The sequence below is a fragment of the Streptomyces sp. NPDC003036 genome (genome assembly GCF_040611175.1).
Taxonomy (GTDB): Bacteria; Actinomycetota; Actinomycetes; order Streptomycetales; family Streptomycetaceae; genus Streptomyces.
The window spans coordinates 11,870-27,221 of record NZ_JBEXNO010000050.1 but is presented as its reverse complement, the minus strand read 5'-3'; the positions used below and the strand labels follow the sequence as shown (position 1 = coordinate 27,221).

Below are 15,352 nucleotides of genomic sequence, written 5' to 3'. Positions count from 1 at the left end.
CTTCCGTCTCAGGGGGAAGACCTGAACGGGCTGCGGTTCACCGCCCGAGCCGTGCTCGCTGCCCCGGCTGCGGCGTACGGGTGGTGAGGGTTCTTCCGGTGGGCTGGGCGGGCGCTGTGTTCCGGCGCACCGGGCGGGGCGAGCTGGCCGAGGCCGGCCTCAACTTGCTCTCGCCCTGCGGCGCTAGGAGGCCCCAGGCGTGGCCGAGACCGATCAGGTGCACCGTGTCGGTGGCGCCGACCGTGGACAGGAGCGCCTCCGTCCTGGCACGCAGGTCGGCGGGGGCGATTCCTGCGGCGAGGGCGATGTCGGCCTGCCGGGACTTTGTGGCGATGGCCTGAAAGAGAAGCTCCTGGTCCGAGGTGAGCACCGGTGCCGACCGTCCGGGATCCGGCGCCGTCGCCTCGCCGCGGCCCAGAAGGGCGTTGGCGACGACGGCCCGGCTCGCTCGGGGAGGGAGGTCGAGATGCTGGCGGATGTCCTTCAGGTACGTGTGGACCGTTGAGGCTGACAGCCCTTCGGCGGTGGCGATCTCTGCGGCGGTGGCATTGTGCACGAGGTGCTCGGCGACGCGGCGGAGTGAGGGGGTCAGTTTCTCAGTCATATGGATTCCAGGTGCTGGTCGGCGGGGTCTGCGTTCTTCCGGCGGCGGTTCGGGAAGCCGCGCGGGCGGAAGTCGGTGCCCGCCTCGCTCAGGAGGGCGTGGACAAGGCCGTAGGAGCGGCGAGCGGTCTTGGCGAGGGTCGGGATGGAGGCGCCGGCCTGGTACTGCTCGGCCAGCCACGGGCCGGCGGCCTCGCGATCGGCGCCGTCGGTAAGGCGCCGTCCGGAGGTCAGGCACTCGGGCGGTGGACTCGTGAAGGCCCATCCGCCCTTGGGCTTCAGGCGGGCGAGCAGCTCGGGGTGCGATTCCAGAAGGGCCAGGGCCGCCAGACCGAGCCAAGCGATGTGCCAGGGCCGGGCCCAGGCGGGGAACGGACCAGGAACAACGGCGAGGAACCGGGCCCGAGCGAGGGCCAGGCTCGGATGCTGCGAGGTCTCACCCGAAAGCTCCCCGCACAAGGTCCGCAGGATGGAGCGCAGTTGGTCCTGCTGTGCGACGAACGCGCGGGGCGTGCGGGCCTCGTGCCGGCGCCAGACCACCAGCGCGTCCGCCGCGGCGGCCACGACCTGCTCGCGGACGAGGGCTTCCCCGTGCGGGACAGCCACGGGCGCGCCGCCCTCGCGCAGGGGCGCGAGGGCGCTCGCGGCGACCTGTCGGTCGGGAGAGATGTGGCCTTGGGCGGCGAGCTGCCGGACGGCCGCGTCGGCGAGCGGATAGTCGATCTCGAAGAGGCGCGCCACCACCCCGGTCTCGGGCAGGCCCCCCTCCGCTCCGTAGACCCCGATGCGTACTTCGTCCGCCAGCCAGCGCACGAGTACCTCGACCTGCCAATCGGCCGGCACGAGCGGATCGCGGCGGGCCCGGCGGATGGGCGGGCCCGCCGCGTGCCGGCGCACGGCGGAGTGGCCCGGGCGGTGGTTCTGGCTGAGGTGCGTCATACCGTGGCCGCCTTGGCGGTGATCCGGCCGTTGCTCGCTCTGCGTGCTGCGGTGACGGCCAGAACGGCGACGACGATTCCGACGTGGGAGAACCCCTGCGGGGAGTTGCCGAGCTGTCGGCCGGCGTAGGGATCCCACTCCTCGGCGAGGAGACCGAGGTCGCTGCGGATGCCCAGTGGGACGCCCAGGTGGATCTCGGCCTCGTCCACCCGGCCGATCGCGGCAAGCGCGGCGATCAGCCAGGCCAGGCAGATGACGAAAGTGCCCTCGTCGCCCGTGAGCCCGTCGACGACGACCTTGCCGTCGGGGAGCAGCTCGCCGGTGTCCTCGAAGAGCAGCACCCCGTTGCACAGCAGGCTCCATCCCTGCTCGGGGTGGTGGACGGTGAGGCGAGCGGCCTCACGGTCGGGAGACACAGCGCTCGGGCACGTCGGCCGGTGTTTGCACATGAAGAAGTCCTTGGAGAAGACGGCGAAGCGGAAATGATCGCGGTGATGGGGACAGGAGCAGGCGAGTGCCAGGACGATGGTCATGAAGCCGTCCGCGGGGCAGGGACTGGGCCCGCGCGTCGGCCATGCGACGCCGCCTGTCGGGATCGTGTAGCCGGTGTACCCGGCGGAGGGGCTTGAGGCGGAAGCACCGACCGGTCGTGAGGCGATCGGCGGCTAGTCCTCGCACACCTCATCGAGCACGGCGAGCAGGGCCAAGGCGAACAGCCGTAGATACTGGAGCAGTTCCATGTCCTTCAGCTGCGCTTCGTGCAGGGCACGCAGACGAGCGATGTCGGCGGCGAGGGCCGGACGCAGCGAGGCCAGGGCGAACACGTGAGGGGTGGCGCGCTGCAGCTGGACAAGGAGCCGAGCTGCGTCCTCCCGGCAGATCCGCACCGGCTCGGCGTCGCGCGGAGGCCGCCGCGGCCGGAGCAGTCGGCGGCCGAGACGAACGGCGCGATCGCCCGACGACGACGGCAGCGTGCCGTCCAGAATCTCGTTGAGGACGGAGATCAGTTCGTCATCGATGCCCTCTCGTGCCACGGACCTTGCGAGAGAACCCCGCAGCCTGATCAAGGTGGCCGAGTCACGGCGGGCGATCAGCACGTCGGCCCCTGCGGCTCGGTCGAGACGCGGGCCCACGTGGTGTGGTTGGTGTTGCTGGTACCCCACGCGGCGGCCAGCTTCTCCACCAGGTGAAGACCTCTGCCGTTCGTCGCCGTTTCCCCCGCTACCTTGCGTCTGGCCGGCTCCGAGCTGTTGTCGGTCACCTCGACCAGCACCTGGCCATCGCGGTGCTCCATGCGCAGGCCCACGGCCTGAGGGTTGTCGGCTCCGCCCCCGTGCTGGACGGCGTTCGTCATCAGTTCCGACACGATGAGGACCGTGTCGGCCGCCACCTCCGGGGGGATGCCACCCCAACGTTCCATGGCGCCGGCCGCGATCCGACGCGACATTCCGACGTACGGCGGCGCGCTGGGCAGAAAGACCTCGACGGTGTCGTGTGACGGCGAAGGCCCAGGGGTCTGGGGGAGGTGCTCATGTGCCATAGGGGGCTCCTCAGGCGTACGAGGCGACGGCAGGCGTCGTCGTGAGCAGGGTGGGGACGGCTCAGTCCTCGGGCGAGGACTTACGACCGGCGGACGGCGCTATTCGGTTCGCCGTGTAGCGAGTACGGGTGCCTGCTTGGCGTGACTGACGGTCTCGGCAGCTGGAAAAGGCGGTGCGTACGAGGCGCGCTCGGTTCCAGAGGCAAGGACGAGGTTGTGAAGAAGCTCCGCCATGCAGTCGGCCATGGGCTGACGTGTATCCACCACGATCTTCGGATCCAGGACCCCCGTTCTGGGAGTCCTCGAATGAGTTGTGACCGGCTCTGGTGGCTGAGCGCACACATTCGATGACGTGTAGAGGGTGGCCTATGCCGGCGGCGAGATGTCGCAGCGCTCGCACATCCCGGGCGTGCGTGAGTGGGTGAGCGTCGAGGACCACCGGGGCTGCGGGGCGCTGGTGGAGATTCCACACGGCAGCCTGCAGCAGCCACTCGTAAAGTCGGGCAGCCTGTTCGCGCGAGGCGGTGAGGGCCGTCGGGAACAGTACGTTGCGAAGTTGGGCGAGATCGAGCAGGACGCCGTCGAGAGCAAGCGCGAGATGCTTTGCCAGTTTCGACTTCCCCATCTGCGAGCGACCCGCGATGGCGACGATCACCACACCTCCATGGGGGTGCGGTGGTGGAGGGCCGGGGGCTCACGGTTCGACTCGCCGGGCCAGACGAAGAAGGCCCAGACGCCCTTGCCGACGACCTCACCGTTGTGAGTGGCCGGGGCGGCGGTCCAGTGGTCTGCCATCGCGGAGACGAGCCGGAGACCTTGTCCGTCTTCTACAGCGGCGGGCCGGATGATCTGTACGGGCGGATCCGGCGAGTTGTCGGTCACGAGGATGCCGAGGACCTCTCCAGGCTTTACGGAGAGCGCGAGCCCGATCATCTCTGGCTCGTGCATCGCCCGTGTTCGGCCATGGAGTACGGAGTTGGTGACGAGTTCGCTGGCCACGAGGAGGACGCGGTCGGTCAGCTCATCTTCAGGGGTGAACCCACGAGCGCTGAGCTGAGCCCGGAGGAAGCGCCGCGACTGGGGCACGGCCTGTTCCGAGTTCGTGAACCGGATCGCAGTCCGCTCCACCTCGACGCCGTGGACCAGGGCGGCGAGGAACTGCGTGGTTCTCCGAGTCGTCGTCATTGAGTGCACCCCCCAATCCTGGATGGCGGGCGCCGCCGGCGCTCTGCGGAGCGCGGTGGCGGCACCCGCGAGCTCACGGGCCAGGACCGTCAGGTGTCGTGGCCGGCGAGCGGCGTGTGTTCTCGGTGAGCCCGAGGAGGGCAAGAGTTGCCCCCGTGGACCAAGGGCGGCAACCGTGACGGTTCGCGTAAACGTGACGGGCTTGCATGACGCTTCACGTATTTCCGCTGCCGCGCTCGACGGAGCCACGTTTTCTTGACACGGAGCGCTCGACATGTCACTACGCTGGGGGGCGAGTTCGAAGGGAACGACTTCATGCGACGTGGTCCTGCAGCTCACGGTCCGTCCTGTGCGAAGCGGTTACGCGAGAGCGGGGCCGAACGCGGGCACTCCACCGACGAGATCGCACGCACGATTCAGGCGCACTGCTCCGTCTCCCCCTTGCGCGCCCGCCGTCTGGCCAGGGGCCTCACCCTTGCAGAGGCAGCAGACCAGATCCGCGAGCTCGTCTCTGACTGGGACAGGGCCCCGCGGGTCACCGTGGAACAGCTGCGGCTCTGGGAGACGGGAGGACATCAACCGCTCCGCACGACCGTGCTGGTACTCGCCGCCTTCTACGGTTGCTCGCCCGGTGATCTAGGTCTCGACGAGAGCGAGACCGTCGCCGAAGTAGTCCTTATGGCAGAGCACCGGCATGGGCAGAGCGCAGAGGTCATCCCCACGTCCGCAGTCGGTGAGCGGATCCCGACCGCTGCCGAACACCTCTCACACAGGGTCGACGCCGCGCGGCGTGCAGTAGACCGAACCCTCGCCTCCGCGACGGTCAACTCCAGCCAGCTGGACCACATCGACGAGATGGTCCTCTGGGCGAGCCAGGAATACATCTCCACCCCGCCAGCCCTGATGCTCGCCCGCCTTATCGACCTCCTTACGGAGGTCGAGGGGCTGGCCGCATGTCGGCAGCCGGCCGCCGTCCAGGTCCGGCTCTCCGAGCTGACGGCGATGCTCTCCACCCTGACCGCCGACGCGCTCATGAAGCTCGGCGACCTCACCCGGTCGCGATCTTGGTACGCCACAGCGCGTACCGCGGCGGACGACAGCGGAAACTCGGAGCTTCGAGCTCGCGTCCGGGCCCAGGCCGCGATGCTGCCTTTCTACTACGGTCCGATCGCCAACGCGGTGAATCTGTGCCGCGAGGCCAGGGTCATCAGCAGCCGAGCGCCGACCAGTGCCACGCACGCCTTCGCGGCTGCAGCAGAGGCACGGGCCTTGGCCAAGCTGGGCGCCGACGCCGAGGCCAGAACGACATTGCGCTACGCGACGAATGTCTTCGAACAGTTCGGCGGGAGCTCGGCAGATGACGCCTTCGCCTTTCCGGAGCGCCGCTACCTGCTCTACAAGAGCGGGACGCTCACGGCTCTCGGGCACACGCGCGAAGCACGCCAGGTGCAGGAGGCGGCGCTCGTCCTCTACCAGGACAAGACAGGAATCGACCCCGCGCTCCTCCGGCTTGAAGCGGCCATCTGCTACGCGCGGGACCGCAGCCCCGACGAAGCATGCCAGCTGGCCGGCGCCACCTTCCTGCGGATGGATCCTGCCCACCGCACACCCATCGTGGAAGAAAGAGCCCGTGAGGTCGTAGAGGTCCTTCCGCCGGCGATACGGACCAGCCGAGTGGCACGCGAGCTACTTGAGATCATCGAGCTTCCGCCAAGCCGGATGTGACAGGACGGGCCCTTGTCGGTAAGCCTGTGCGACATGACAATCACGCCGGCCCCCGGTGGGTTCGACGAGTTCGAGATGTACCAGGTGCTGGAGCGGGCCTGTACGAAGGCTGGCCTCGACAGCCGTGATGCGCGTCTCCTGCGCGGCCACACCAACGCCGTTCTCCTGCTGGAGAAGGAACAGGTGGTGGCCAAGATCGCGCGGAAGGGGACGGACGCCGAGAGTGTTGCGCGCACGGTTGCCTTCGTACGCTGGCTCATCGAAGCAGGCTTCCCCACCGTCCCCCTTCACCCTGGCGATCAGCCGCTGATCGTCGATGGGCACGCTGTCACCTTCTGGACCTACCTGCCGCAGCCAGAGCACCCGGTGGCGGCCGGGCAGCTGGCCGGCCCTCTGAAGGCGCTCCACTCGTTACCCTCACCCCCGATCGCGCTCGCTGAGCACGACAACATCCGCGCAATCCGCCGCTCTCTGACCGCGGTCACGTGTCTCCCAGCCGCCGCTCTCCGTTACCTGGAGCAGGAGGCGGACCGGCTCGAAGCGGAACTGAGGCAGGTCCGGTTCACGCTTGCCCCTGGGCTGATACAGGGCGACCCGCAGCACCGAAACGCGCTGCACACCACCGACGGATCTGCGGTCCTATGTGACTGGGACACGGTGGCCCGCGGTCAGCCGGAATGGGACCTCGTCACGGTCGAAGTCCACTGCCGACGGTTCGGTTACGGCCCGGCGCACTACCAAGCGTTCGCGGACGCTTACGGCTGGGACATCACGAAAAGCGCATACTATCCCGTTCTGCGTGATATCCGAGAGCTGCGGATGATCACCACTAACGCCCGGAAAGTTAGACATGCTCCCGAATCTTTGAGTGAGATCCAGCGGCGAGTCGACGGACTAAGAAGGCGGGACGGACACCTCGCCTGGAACATCCTCTAACGACTATCCGCCTTCTATTCGGACCGACTCGGCTCCTCCCGAGCGCTCTGTCGAAGCGATTCAACTATCGAGGCCACGTAGGTTCTGTCCGGCCGATCTTGGGATGTGGGAGGATGCCGTCCATGACATGCATCCGAAGGGGCCGTGCCTCGTAGAACACCAGCTTCACTTCGGCTGCGGGAACGCGGCTGGGGTATGCCCTGGGCGCGGTATCGCGATGTCCCAGGTCTGTCGGGAGCGGCGAATGCCGCTGTCCGTGTGCTCGAACGGGAGCGATTGTCTCCGGGCATCGTGGCGGTGGCGCTGAGCGTGTGGTCCGTGCGCGCCCACGGCACGAGGCGCCGGTGGAGGCAATGGGAAGCGGAGTTCACCTGCCCCTGCTGCGGCGAGGGTTGGGCCCGGGACAAGCTGCAAGAGGCTCTGTTCATGCTTCCGCCAAGGGCCGCCGGCGAACTCCGGGTGCAGGTCGAGCGCCTGGACGCGGTACTCCTCGGGCGAACGCATCACGAGCCGACGGAACACCCGGAGTTGGCGTGGTGGCATCGCAGGTGCTGACCGTACCCATGTCACCCACTGGTTCGTTGCTTCTTGCGTGACTGGTCGGGGGGATCTGACAGAGGCGGAGTGGCGACGCCTGGAGCCGCTGCTACCCACGGGCAACAACCGCTGCGTGCGGTGGCGCGATCATCGCCAGGTGGTCAACGGCATCCTGCACCGGGAGCGAACCGGGGTGCAGTGGCGTGACCTGCCTGAACGCTACGGGCCATGGAAGACCGTCTACGAGCGCCACCGGCGCTGGTCAGCCGACGGAACCTGGGAACGGCTCCTCCAACAGGTGCAAGCCCAGGCCGATGCCGCCGGTGGGATCGACTGGGACGTCTCGGTCGACTCCACCTCGATCCGTGCCCACCAGCATGCGGCCGGCGCGCAGAAGGCTCCGCCGCCCGCCGCATCAAAAGGGGCGGCCGCGCTGGCACACCAGAGCGGAAGACCGCGCGCGAGACTGTGAGCCCGCCTGGCGGAGGTGGTGCAGGAGGTGAGGCGCTCGGTCGCTCCCGAGGAGGCTTCACCACCAAGATCCACCGGAGCGCGGACGGGCGTTGCCGCGTGCTTTCACTGTTGCTGACGGCAGGCCAGCGGGCGGACTGCTTGCAGTTCGAGCCAGTCACGGAACGCATTCGGGTGCCCCGCCTCGGGCCGGGTCGCCCGCGCACCACACCGGACAGCGTGAGTGCGGATAAGGCGTACAGCAATCTTCCGCTCTTTCTGATCGGTCTCGTCCCGCTCATGTGATCGCAGGTGCCGGTGTACGGCTTCAGGTCATCGTCACGCGGCACAAGATCGCTCATGGCAGACAGGAAAAGCGCGGCAAGGACTGGAACACCCCGCAAAGGGATGTCAACGTACAACATCTCGATCAGCAGCCGCTTCCCGTGAGGAGGCTCGCATGTTGATTACGACACCCCCTGCGGAGGATGCTCTGTCCAAACCCATGCTTCGATCAGTTCGCGTTACGTCGCCTCTACTCTTTGTCCTCGGTGCGATGAATGCCGCGTCACGGCGCAAATTGAGGGGAACCGGGGAGCCCTCGCCACCGCACTTTGCCTGTGCGTGTGCGCCGCCGGCCTTTTCATGGAGGATCTGCTCCAGCAGGACCTGCGTCGCGATCCTCGCGTCCTGGCCTACGTGGCCGCTCACCCCAAGGTCAGTCTCGCCCGTGCTGCGGGAGACCTCGACCTTCTCCCGCAGAAGGTCGAGGCGAGCGTCGCACGGCTTGTCGCCGCGGGTCTCCTGATGCACACCGGCGAGGAAGAGCCGGTTCGCACCTACACCTGCGCCTGAGGCGCCTTCGCTGGCCGATATATAGCCGACGATGCCCGGTTTCCGAAACCGGGCATTGTGCGGAACATCAGTGGTGCGTACCGGCTACTTGGCGGTGGTCCGGAGCGCAGCCTTTTCGCTTGGTGGTCGATGGAGAGCAACCCGCCGTCCCGTGGGGAAGTTGGCGTCCCCGCCACCGATAACGAAGGGTCCGTGACCACTGCTGTGCTGCTCCGCACGCGGAATGTTGGGTTCGCCGACCGCAGCTCTGTGTCGTGGAGGAGTGTGCACCTGGTTCTGGGGCCCAGCCTGTAAGGAGATCTCATGAAGGCGCATTTTATGGACGCACGGGAAACGGCGGAGTTTCTGAATATGTCGGTTGCCTGGGTCTATCGTGATGCCGCGAAGTGCGGGTTGAGGGGATACAAATTTGGTGGCGGAAGAAATGCGAAGCTGCAGTTTGATGTCGACGAGGTGAAGAGGTGGGCTAAGCAGAGGCGGCTCACCTAGCTTCCGGCCCTCAGTTACGCGAAGAAGATCAAGATTCACGATGGAGGCGGTGCCTGTTGGCTAGGACGTTGGTGCGCGGGATGGGGACCCTCTTCAAGGGGTGCGCTCACCCAGAGTCGAGATGGTCTAGGTGTCCGCACCCGTACAAGATTCGCTATCGAAACGTTGCTGGTAAGCAGACGGTCGAGTCTGGCTTTGCGACGCAGCAAAAGGCGATCGATCGTCTGACGGAAATCTATAACGCGAAAAAGGATCGTTCCCGCAGCCACAGTAAGGCTGAGCGGATCCAGCGGTATGGAGGTATGCGTTTCGAGGATTACGTTGCAGAGTGGAAGCATGGACAGCGTGACCTGGCGGCAGCTTCCTTGCGGCACCTGGACTCACTGCTTCGGCATCATCTGCTGCCGGTGTTGGGAAGTCGCCGCATGGACTCATTCGATCACAAGGTGGTTGAGGGCTTCATTCGCACCATGGAACGGAATGGAGCAGGGCTTGCGACCCAGTCCAACGCTTTCGATAAGCTGAAGGCGATCCTTCTCGACGCCCATAAGCTCGGATTGTACGACGACAGCCCGCTCGATGGGGTCAAGCCTCCTCAGTACGATCCGGCTCGTGCGGTCATTCCGTCCCCTGCACAGCTGCGGGATATCCGCATAGCGGGCGACGATTCCTTTACCTTGATCGCAGACCTCATGAGTGGGTGTGGTCTGAGGAACGGAGAGGCGGCGGCCGTGAATGTGAAGAATATTGTCGCCGATGATGTGTACAGAATTCAGGAGCAAGTGAACCAGACGACCGGGCAGTACTCTCGCCTGAAGCACCGCAGGCTAGGTGAATATAGGGACGTTCCCCTCCCCGCTCGGGTCAAGTTCACCATTGAGGCCTATGTGGAGAAGTACGGGACCGTTGACGGCTACTTGCTAAGGCACCCGAAAGACCCATCCAAGCCGTTTCCTTATTACTACCTCGGGAACCAATGGCAGCGGATCAAGAACTCGGGTGATGTGGAGATTCCCGAAGGGATGGTTCTGTATGGATTTCGCCACTTCTTTGCCTCGAATTGCCTCGCCAACGGCCTGCCCATCACCGACGTAGCCGAGTGGATGGGGCACAAGAGCATCGAGGTCACGTTCAAGACCTACCGGCACCTGATGCCCGGATCCATTGGCAGTGCGGCTCAGGTCCTCGACCTGGGGCTCGCTGCATGATGCCTGGTACCCCGTAGGCCGGGAACGGCTCTGGGGCCTCAAGGGGCTGGTGGTGCCCTTCTGCGGAGCCTCCGCCGGTTATGTGAGCTGACGGCAGGTAGGAGAGTCAGCCTGTCGTCACGCGACAACGACGGGCGGGCGCGAGAGCGTTCCGGGGATGATACTGACCTTTTGCTGACCCCAAGGTCACTTGCGGGCCGTTCACCTGCGTAAATGCGATCACTGTGCGAGTTGTGGTGGAACTTCGTGGGCCGGTCCCACGAGGAGATCGAACGGGCGCGCGAGGACTGGATGAGTACCACCCGTTTCGGTGAGGTGAAGGGTTACGCCGGGGGCCGGCTGCCCGCGCCCGCGCTTCCGCCGGTGGCGCTCAAGCCGCGGGGGAGGGTGCGCTGAGTTCGAAGACGCCGTCCCGGCCCTGCAGAGCAGACCTCATGCGTGAGCGCCGCTCCTGCCCGGGTTGATTGATCAGCCAGGCGGCTCATACAGCATGATGTGGGCATGGGCACGCCATCGGGGAACCAGCCGTACCAGCCGTACCAGCAGCACCCGTTCCCGTCACCGATCCCGCAGCAGCCGGGGTACGCACAGCCGCCCTACGGCCAGGCATACGCTCCCCAGGCACCCGCTTCACCGTACGACCCGCAGCTTCCGTACGGGCAGCAGCCCTTGCCTTACGGGCGCGTGCCGCGGCCCGCCTCGGAGGGGCGGCGGTGGCTCGCCGTGACACTGGACCTCGTCGTCGCGGTGGGCGTCCCGTATGCGCTGGCGAGAGGTGAAGAGGGCCGCCCGCTGATCGCTCTGGCCACGCTGCTCGGCATCTCCTTCGTCAACCAGGTGTTGCTGACGGTTCTTTGCGGGGCCAGCCTCGGCAAGTTGATCAGCGGCATACGCGTGATCCGTGCCGCTGACGGCGGGCGCCCCACGTTCTGGCGCACCGTGTACCGCTGGCTGTGCGGGCTGTGCTGGCTGCCCCTCCAGCCGTACTACTGGTTGCGGGCGTTCTTCCGCGGAATGGGCGGCGGCGGGGCAGCCCGCGGAACCGTCACGGACAACGACGACGGCGAGCTCTACCACGCGGACCTGGCCGGCCTGCGGTACGCCCGCCGCAAGGACCTCGCCGGCTGACCGGTCCTCCGGACCGCAAGCGACATCTGCCGGCGATCACCCGGCGATCACCCGTAGAGGGAGCGGGCTCCCGGGCTGTTGCCCTGGAAGCGCCGGCCCGCCGCAATCTCCTCGCCGACCACCGACCAGACCGTCTCGTCGTCCTGGAAGGGCAGCGGGTCCACGCCGCTCGTCTCCTGACGGATCCGCTCGACCTCGCGCTCCAGGCGCTCGAAGTCGGCTTCCTCGTCGTCGCTGTCGTCGCCGCTGAAGGCGAACTCCTCGAGCAGGCGCTGGAACCGGAGGGTGACCTGGATGAGGGAGGAGACATCCGTGTGGAGCTCCCGCACGGTCTCCTCGTCGGTGTCGAAGGCGTGCACCTTGCCGGAACCGGGGTCGAAGGCGAGGTGGGTGTTGAGCAGCCAGCCGATGACGGGCCATCGGCCCGCGTTCTCCGGGGCGTCCTCGAAGTCCTCGGCGTCGACGACGTCGTGGACGAGGAGCAGTCGGCCGGTGTCCTCGTCGGGCTCACGCAGCCGGAGCGTCCGGGTGGGGACACCAACGGTCTGCAGGAGGCGGGCGCCCTCGGTGTCGGCGGCGGAGGGTGGGAAGGCGGTGGCGGGCAGGGTCGCGATCCGGTCCTCGCCGAAGAGGTCGGCGAGTTCGCTGCGGGTCACGTCGAAAAGCACTGCGGGAACTCCGAACTCGGTGGCGGCACGGCCACCGTGGAACTCTCAGGGCACGGAAGCGGTCACACGGTAGAGGTACTGCGTCGATCCGACGTGGAATCGCCAAGGTCCGGATCGAAGACGCTCGCTGCGGTGAGTTTCTCGACGAACGTCCCGAAGTCACTGGCCAGCGCGAGCTCGGTGCCGAGTTCGGTGTCGAACCAGGTGACCGATGGTTCGCCGTCCCGGCCGCGACCGCGGTAGTCGAGACCGATCCAGCAGTGCCCGTCGCCGGAAAGCAGCACGATCGGCGATGGCAGGCCCCACTCTTCGACCAAGTAAGGCGTGTCAAGGAGCGACATCGTGTGCTCGAGCCCCCCGATGCCCATCAGGGCATCGAAAGGAACATGGTCTTCGCTCCACGAGGTCGGCTGACTGGTGGGGAACGCATCGTGATCAGCAGCCACGATGCCGCCGTTCTGGAGCCGCAGAAGGTCAAGCAGGGCCGGGGGCAGCGTCACCCCGAGCGCACCCTCGGCTTCGCGCACCGCCTCGTCCGTCAGCGGCGGCTGGACGCCGTAGTCACCCTCAGCCCAGAACGTGGCCAGGACCTCTGCGAATCTCGTCATGACAGGCAGCCTACGGCTCGGCCGTCACTGCTTCACGGGCGCCACCGTGCCGCTCCGTGCGTGCCGTGCCAGGGGCCTTGGCGGGGGCCCAAGGGGGACGGGCTCCACGCGGTCGACGAACGCGTCGATCGCGATCAGGGCGAGCATGGCGGAGATCAATGGGGAGTCGGAGTATTCGACACCCGGAAGCCGGATCTCCAGGGCGCCCAAGGTGGCGAGGACCAGCACGATGACCGGAGGAATGATGCGCTGCGATGTGCGGAACAACAGCGCATCGCGGAGCGGCTCCGGGTCGGTCCCTCACGCCGGCCGGAATGCCCGGCGATACGACGAGGGCGAGACCCCGATGGCGGCGGCGAGGTGCTGGCGGAGCGAAGCGGCGGTGCCGAAGCCCGCGTGGGCGGCGACCTGATCGACCGGCAGGTCGGAGGTCTCCAGCAGTCGCCGCGCGTGCTCGACGCGCTGCCGGGTGAGCCACTTGCCGGGCGGCATGCCCGTCTCCTCGCGGAACCGTCGGCAGAAGGTCCGGACACTCATGCCGGCGTGTTCCGCCAGTTCGGCCAGGGTGAGCGGTCGGTGCAGCTGCCGCAGGGCGAAGTCGCGGGTGGCGGCCGTAGTGGCGTCCGAGGGCTCCGGAACGGGGCGGTCGATGTACTGCCCCTGGCCGCCCTCCCGCCACGGGGGCACCACGCACAGCCGGGCCACCCGGTTGGCGATCTCGCTCCCGTGGTCGCGGCGGACCAGGTGCAGGCAGAGATCGATGCCGGAGGCCACGCCGGCGGCGGTGAGGACCCGGCCGTCGTCGACGAAGAGGACGTTGGGGTCCACCCGGACGTGCGGGAAGGAGCGCTGGAAGTGGTCGGCCTCGTTCCAGTGGGTGGTGGCGGGCCGGCCGTCGAGCAGGCCCGCGGCGGCGAGAACGTACGAGGCCGTGCAGATCGACACGATACGGGCGTGCTCCGGGACCAGCGTCAGGGCCCGGCGCAACGCGTCGGGCAGCCAGTCCCGTTCGGCGGTAGGGCGCCCGTCGGAGCCCCCGTGGGGGCCACAGGTGAACGGCGGGATGACGACCGTGTCCGCCGTACGCAGCGCCTCGCTCCCGTGCGCCACGGCGATGGTGAAGTCGGCGCTCGTGGTGACCGGCCCGCCGTCCAGCCCGCACGTGGCCACCTCGTACAGCGGCTCGCCGTCGCGTCCGGTCGCGGTGCCGAAGATCCGTACCGGGATGCTGAGCTCGAAGGGATAGACACCGTCGAGGGCGAGGACGCGATGCATGGCAAGATCCTTTCAGGTGTTGGCAAGCTTGCCACTCGTTCCTCTCCGCCGCGCACGAAAAGCTTGATCACGACGGGCCGTTGGGGCCCGCTGACGACGGGGAACGGGAGTCGGCGATGCGTGCGATCGGTCAGGACGGATTCGGTGGGCCCGAGGTTCTGAAGATCATGGAGGTGGAGCGCCCGGAGCCCGGCCCGGCCGAGGTGCTGGTACGGGTCCACGCGGCCGGGGTGAACCCGACGGACTCCTGGCACCGCGCCTCCGGCGGCCTGGCCGGTGCGGTGGTACGGCTGGGCTGGGACGTCTCCGGCGTGGTCGAGGCGGTCGGCCCCGGGGTGACCACACTCGCTCCCGGCGACGAGGTGTTCGGACTGCCGCGCCACCCGCTCCCGGCGGGCACGTACGCCGAGTACGTGACCTCCCCGGCCCGGCACCTGGTCCGCAAGCCCGAGGCGCTGACGCACATACAGGCCGCGGCGCTGCCGCTGGCCGCGCTCACCGCCTCGCAGGCCCTGGTCGACGTGGCCCGAGTACGGCCGGGCCGGCGGGTGTTGATCCACGCGGCGGCGGGAGGAGTCGGACACCTCGCCGTCCAGATCGCCAAGGCCCGCGGAGCCCATGTGACCGGAACGGCCCGCGCGGCCAAGCACGAGTTCCTGCGCCGCCTCGGTGCGGACGAGCTCGTCGACTACACCGAAGCCGACTTCGAGACGGCCGTCGCGCCGGTCGACGTCGTCGTCGACACGATCGGCGGCGCCTACGGGCCGCGCTCACTGCGCACCCTGCGCCCCGGCGGCGTCCTGGTCTCCCTCGCCTCCCCGGCCGAGGCCTACCTGGCCGACGAGGCCGCCGCCCTCGGCCGGCGCGCCGCCTTCATGATCGTGGAAGCCGACCAGGCGGGCATGCGGGAGATCGCCGCCCTGGTGGAGAGCGGCCTGCTGCGCCCCGAGATCGCCACGGTGCTCCCGCTCGACCAGGCGGCCAAGGCGCACGAGCTCGGCGACCGCCGCCGCACGTCCGGCAAGATCGTGCTCAGCGTCAGGAACTGACCCTCCCCGAGGAGCGCCGGGGCAAGGGAGCCGGCGCGGTGCGCCTGCGCCGCCCGGGACGCAGCCGGTCGGCCAGGGCATGCACTCCCCGGCAAGCGCCGGAGCGCACCGCAACGCATCGGTCCGCAGGCAGGGCGCGTACGGCACCCGTGTCGGC

The 15,352-nt window shown here is 68.0% G+C and carries 18 protein-coding genes and 3 pseudogenes; 9 read left to right on the top strand and 12 right to left on the bottom strand.

Annotated features, from left to right (window positions below; translation table 11 throughout):
* Nucleotides 1–37: 37 nt before the first annotated feature.
* From ABZX67_RS29000 to ABZX67_RS28965, 8 genes and pseudogenes are all read right to left on the bottom strand, one after another.
* A complete protein-coding gene (locus ABZX67_RS29000) occupies nt 38–604 on the bottom strand; it encodes a DNA-binding protein (protein ID WP_355366166.1) in 567 nt (188 codons plus the stop codon).
* A complete protein-coding gene (locus ABZX67_RS28995; protein WP_355366163.1) occupies nt 601–1,542 on the bottom strand; it encodes a helix-turn-helix domain-containing protein in 942 nt (313 codons plus the stop codon). Before ABZX67_RS28995 ends, ABZX67_RS29000 begins: the two co-directional genes overlap by 4 nt.
* On the bottom strand, nt 1,539–1,751 hold the full coding sequence (locus ABZX67_RS28990; RefSeq protein WP_355366241.1) for a glycoside hydrolase family 15 protein: 213 nt from the start codon (nt 1,749–1,751) through the stop codon (nt 1,539–1,541). The genes ABZX67_RS28995 and ABZX67_RS28990 overlap by 4 nt, the downstream gene beginning before the upstream one ends.
* An 81-nt stretch (nt 1,752–1,832) precedes the next feature.
* Nucleotides 1,833–1,991: pseudogene (locus ABZX67_RS28985) on the bottom strand (DUF5999 family protein); the annotation flags it as partial.
* Nucleotides 1,992–2,207: 216 nt separating this feature from the next.
* The gene (locus ABZX67_RS28980; protein ID WP_355366160.1) at nt 2,208–2,639 is read right to left on the bottom strand and encodes a hypothetical protein; all 432 of its coding nucleotides are present in this window, start codon (nt 2,637–2,639) and stop codon (nt 2,208–2,210) included.
* Nucleotides 2,633–3,082, bottom strand: coding sequence for an ATP-binding protein (locus tag ABZX67_RS28975; RefSeq protein WP_355366157.1), 450 nt, complete (start codon nt 3,080–3,082; stop codon nt 2,633–2,635). Before ABZX67_RS28975 ends, ABZX67_RS28980 begins: the two co-directional genes overlap by 7 nt.
* Before the next feature lie 61 nt (nt 3,083–3,143).
* Nucleotides 3,144–3,737 carry an AAA family ATPase gene (locus ABZX67_RS28970; RefSeq protein ID WP_355366154.1) on the bottom strand — a complete coding sequence of 198 codons (594 nt, stop codon included), beginning with the start codon at nt 3,735–3,737 and terminating at the stop codon, nt 3,144–3,146.
* Nucleotides 3,734–4,267 (bottom strand): ATP-binding protein, encoded by a 534-nt coding sequence (locus ABZX67_RS28965; RefSeq protein ID WP_355366151.1) that lies wholly within the window; start codon nt 4,265–4,267, stop codon nt 3,734–3,736. The genes ABZX67_RS28970 and ABZX67_RS28965 overlap by 4 nt, the downstream gene beginning before the upstream one ends.
* 441 nt (nt 4,268–4,708) lie before the next feature.
* On the opposite strand from ABZX67_RS28965, the gene ABZX67_RS28960 reads away from it, so the two are divergent.
* The 8 genes and pseudogenes from ABZX67_RS28960 to ABZX67_RS28925 all read left to right on the top strand — a co-directional run bounded on the left by ABZX67_RS28960 (nt 4,709) and on the right by ABZX67_RS28925 (nt 11,595).
* Complete coding sequence (locus ABZX67_RS28960; protein WP_355366148.1) at nt 4,709–5,992, top strand: helix-turn-helix transcriptional regulator; 1,284 nt, start codon at nt 4,709–4,711, stop codon at nt 5,990–5,992.
* A 33-nt stretch (nt 5,993–6,025) separates the two neighbouring features.
* On the top strand, nt 6,026–6,928 hold the full coding sequence (locus ABZX67_RS28955) for an aminoglycoside phosphotransferase family protein (RefSeq protein WP_355366145.1): 903 nt from the start codon (nt 6,026–6,028) through the stop codon (nt 6,926–6,928).
* 592 nt (nt 6,929–7,520) lie between these two features.
* A pseudogene (locus tag ABZX67_RS28950) lies at nt 7,521–8,176 on the top strand (IS5 family transposase); the annotation flags it as partial.
* A gap of 384 nt (nt 8,177–8,560) precedes the next feature.
* Nucleotides 8,561–8,770 carry a hypothetical protein gene (locus tag ABZX67_RS28945; RefSeq protein WP_355366142.1) on the top strand — a complete coding sequence of 70 codons (210 nt, stop codon included), beginning with the start codon at nt 8,561–8,563 and terminating at the stop codon, nt 8,768–8,770.
* A 303-nt stretch (nt 8,771–9,073) separates the two neighbouring features.
* Nucleotides 9,074–9,259 carry a hypothetical protein gene (locus tag ABZX67_RS28940; protein ID WP_355366139.1) on the top strand — a complete coding sequence of 62 codons (186 nt, stop codon included), beginning with the start codon at nt 9,074–9,076 and terminating at the stop codon, nt 9,257–9,259.
* Nucleotides 9,260–9,561: 302 nt separating this feature from the next.
* The gene (locus ABZX67_RS28935; protein WP_355366136.1) at nt 9,562–10,467 is read left to right on the top strand and encodes a tyrosine-type recombinase/integrase; all 906 of its coding nucleotides are present in this window, start codon (nt 9,562–9,564) and stop codon (nt 10,465–10,467) included.
* A gap of 231 nt (nt 10,468–10,698) precedes the next feature.
* A pseudogene (locus tag ABZX67_RS28930) lies at nt 10,699–10,863 on the top strand (pirin family protein); the annotation flags it as partial.
* Nucleotides 10,864–10,968: 105 nt separating this feature from the next.
* Nucleotides 10,969–11,595, top strand: a complete 627-nt coding sequence (locus ABZX67_RS28925) for an RDD family protein (RefSeq protein WP_355366133.1) — start codon at nt 10,969–10,971, stop codon at nt 11,593–11,595.
* Between the two features lie 47 nt (nt 11,596–11,642).
* On the opposite strand, the gene ABZX67_RS28920 is transcribed toward ABZX67_RS28925, so the two are convergent.
* The 4 genes from ABZX67_RS28920 to ABZX67_RS28905 form a co-directional block, all read right to left on the bottom strand.
* A complete protein-coding gene (locus tag ABZX67_RS28920; RefSeq protein WP_355366130.1) occupies nt 11,643–12,263 on the bottom strand; it encodes an SUKH-4 family immunity protein in 621 nt (206 codons plus the stop codon).
* Nucleotides 12,264–12,325: 62 nt separating this feature from the next.
* Nucleotides 12,326–12,871 carry an SMI1/KNR4 family protein gene (locus ABZX67_RS28915; protein ID WP_355366127.1) on the bottom strand — a complete coding sequence of 182 codons (546 nt, stop codon included), beginning with the start codon at nt 12,869–12,871 and terminating at the stop codon, nt 12,326–12,328.
* 24 nt (nt 12,872–12,895) lie between these two features.
* A complete protein-coding gene (locus tag ABZX67_RS28910) occupies nt 12,896–13,138 on the bottom strand; it encodes a hypothetical protein (RefSeq protein WP_355366124.1) in 243 nt (80 codons plus the stop codon).
* A 33-nt stretch (nt 13,139–13,171) separates the two neighbouring features.
* Nucleotides 13,172–14,146 carry a helix-turn-helix domain-containing protein gene (locus tag ABZX67_RS28905; protein WP_355366121.1) on the bottom strand — a complete coding sequence of 325 codons (975 nt, stop codon included), beginning with the start codon at nt 14,144–14,146 and terminating at the stop codon, nt 13,172–13,174.
* Between the two features lie 116 nt (nt 14,147–14,262).
* Between ABZX67_RS28905 and ABZX67_RS28900 the strand changes: the two genes are divergently transcribed.
* On the top strand, nt 14,263–15,195 hold the full coding sequence (locus tag ABZX67_RS28900) for an NADP-dependent oxidoreductase (protein ID WP_355366118.1): 933 nt from the start codon (nt 14,263–14,265) through the stop codon (nt 15,193–15,195).
* The last annotated feature ends 157 nt before the right edge of the window (nt 15,196–15,352 follow it).

Bases quoted from the DNA above. Each gene is read 5' to 3' on its own strand.
- ABZX67_RS28965 (WP_355366151.1), bottom strand. From the start codon at position 4,267: ATGACGACGACTCGGAGAACCACGCAGTTCCTCGCCGCCCTGGTCCAC.
- ABZX67_RS28905 (WP_355366121.1), bottom strand. From the start codon at position 14,146: ATGCATCGCGTCCTCGCCCTCGACGGTGTCTATCCCTTCGAGCTCAGC.
- ABZX67_RS28945 (WP_355366142.1), top strand. From the start codon at position 8,561: ATGGAGGATCTGCTCCAGCAGGACCTGCGTCGCGATCCTCGCGTCCTG.
- ABZX67_RS29000 (WP_355366166.1), bottom strand. From the start codon at position 604: ATGACTGAGAAACTGACCCCCTCACTCCGCCGCGTCGCCGAGCACCTC.
- ABZX67_RS28955 (WP_355366145.1), top strand. From the start codon at position 6,026: ATGACAATCACGCCGGCCCCCGGTGGGTTCGACGAGTTCGAGATGTAC.
- ABZX67_RS28975 (WP_355366157.1), bottom strand. From the start codon at position 3,082: ATGGCACATGAGCACCTCCCCCAGACCCCTGGGCCTTCGCCGTCACAC.
- ABZX67_RS28935 (WP_355366136.1), top strand. From the start codon at position 9,562: ATGCGTTTCGAGGATTACGTTGCAGAGTGGAAGCATGGACAGCGTGAC.
- ABZX67_RS28940 (WP_355366139.1), top strand. From the start codon at position 9,074: ATGAAGGCGCATTTTATGGACGCACGGGAAACGGCGGAGTTTCTGAAT.
- ABZX67_RS28925 (WP_355366133.1), top strand. From the start codon at position 10,969: ATGGGCACGCCATCGGGGAACCAGCCGTACCAGCCGTACCAGCAGCAC.
- ABZX67_RS28995 (WP_355366163.1), bottom strand. From the start codon at position 1,542: ATGACGCACCTCAGCCAGAACCACCGCCCGGGCCACTCCGCCGTGCGC.
- ABZX67_RS28915 (WP_355366127.1), bottom strand. From the start codon at position 12,871: ATGACGAGATTCGCAGAGGTCCTGGCCACGTTCTGGGCTGAGGGTGAC.
- ABZX67_RS28900 (WP_355366118.1), top strand. From the start codon at position 14,263: ATGCGTGCGATCGGTCAGGACGGATTCGGTGGGCCCGAGGTTCTGAAG.